Annotated in this window: 1 protein-coding gene; it reads left to right on the forward strand. The window is 34.5% G+C overall.

The window, feature by feature from the left end; genetic code table 11:
• On the forward strand, positions 1–2,064 hold a 2,064-nt coding region (locus tag DIU01_RS09130), incomplete at its 5' end, for a T9SS type A sorting domain-containing protein (RefSeq protein ID WP_290833709.1).
• Between the last annotated feature and the right edge of the window lie 49 nt (positions 2,065–2,113).

Below are 2,113 nucleotides of genomic sequence, written 5' to 3' on the forward strand. Positions count from 1 at the left end.
TTATTAACTTTTATTTTTCTGATGATAACTTCATTAAGTAGTGCTCAGGAAAAGAAACAAAATACAGTTTTTGGGAGACCTGTAAAACACATAACTCCTAGCGGACACATCAGATGTGCAACCGATGAGTATGAAGAATACCTTCAAGAAAATAATCCAAAAAGAATGACTCGTGATCAATTTGAGAATTGGTTACAACCATTAATTGAAAAGCAACAACAATTTGATATGTTGAGTTCTCAATCTGGTGGAATTATTTACATTCCAGTTGTAGTTCACGTTATTCATAATGGTGATGCTTACGGAACAAACGAAAACATTACCGACGCTCAAGTTCAATCTCAAATTACTGTAATGACGCAGGATTTTAGAAGAATGCTAGGAACGCCAGGATATAATACTAATACAGTTGGTGCAGATACACAAATAGAATTTGTATTAGCAAAAGTAGATCCTAACGGAAACCCTACAAATGGTATAAACAGAGTAAATCTTTGTCAAGCATCTTGGTCTACAGGTGATATTAACAGCACAGTAAAAACATCAACCATTTGGGATCCAACATTATACATGAACATGTGGAGTGTCAATTTTTCTGATCCTGATTTATTAGGTTATGCACAATTCCCTGACGGTTCTACTTTAGGAGGTTTAAATGCATCTGGCGGAGCAGCAAATACTGATGGTGTTGTTGCTGGATACCGATTCTTTGGAAGTTCAGATTTAACAACTGGTAATTTTGCTCCTCCATTTGATAAAGGAAGAACAATGACTCATGAAGTTGGTCACTTTTTAGGACTAAGACATATTTGGGGTGATAACACAAACTGTACTGTTAATCCAACAGATAGCGCTAAAGATTATTGTCCAGATACACCTGCAACTGCTGGTCCAAATGGTGGATGCGTTACCGCAAACACATGTCCACTAGCACCTGGCAATGACATGATTGAAAACTACATGGATTACACAGACGATTCTTGTATGAATATTTTTACAGCAGATCAAAAAGCAAGAATGGTAACGGTAATGAACAACTCTCCTCGCAGAGCTTCATTAAAAACCTCTACAAAAGATATTGCAATAGCACTTTTTGCAAATGATGCTGAAGTTAAAATTGAAAATTCTTGTAGTAGCGTTGAGCCAACATGTAGCGTTCCAAATCCGACATCTCCAGCGAAAATAATCTCGCTTTACAATAGAGGAACAAATACTTTGACTTCTGCTACACTAAGTTACAATATGAATGGTGGAACTAATTATACTAATAGTTGGACTGGTTCATTAGCTCCTAATGCATTTGCATACATTACTTTGGCTAACACTAATACTGCTGGAACTTTAAATGTTAGCATTACAAATGTTAATGGTGGTGCTGATGCTAGAGCAACTAATAATACTACTTCTAAATCTTTTGGTACAGGCTCTTTAGCCTATGCTAATGCAACAACTTTTACATTTAATTTAATTGGTGATTCTTATGGTACTGAAGTAACTTGGACGTTAAAAAATCAAGCTGGTGCAACATTATACAGTGGCGGACCATATACTAATCAAACGCCAGGTGCAACTCAGCCACTAGTAACAAACCAATCTTGGACACTTCCAGCAAACGGATGTTATTACTTAACAGTTAATGACTCTTGGGGTGATGGATTATTTGATGGTTCAGCTCAAGGATCTTACACTGTAACAGCAGGAAGTACTACTCTTGTAAATGTAGCTAATTTTGCTGCATCAGGAAATCCAGCTAATACTTTAATATCAAGAGTTAGTTATTTTACAAATAATGCAAGTTTAAATAATACAAGCTTTGATTTCACAGGTGATATCTACGTTTATCCAAACCCATCAAGAAATGAATTAAACATTTCTATTCCTGAAGGTGCAGAATTACCAAAAACATTAGCTATTACTAATAGTTTAGGACAAAGTATTATGACAAGAAAAGTTGAAAATAATGACAATTTAAACATCAACACTTCATCTTTAAGCAATGGTGTATATTTCGTAACTATTTCTAACGAAAATTATACTAAAACACTTCGTTTTATTAAAGAATAATCTTTAAAATACATCTTTAAAAAGGATTGAATTTAAATATTCAATCCTT

Origin of the sequence: Flavobacterium sp. (assembly GCF_003525665.1) — a bacterium.
Lineage (GTDB): Bacteria > Bacteroidota > Bacteroidia > Flavobacteriales > Flavobacteriaceae > Flavobacterium.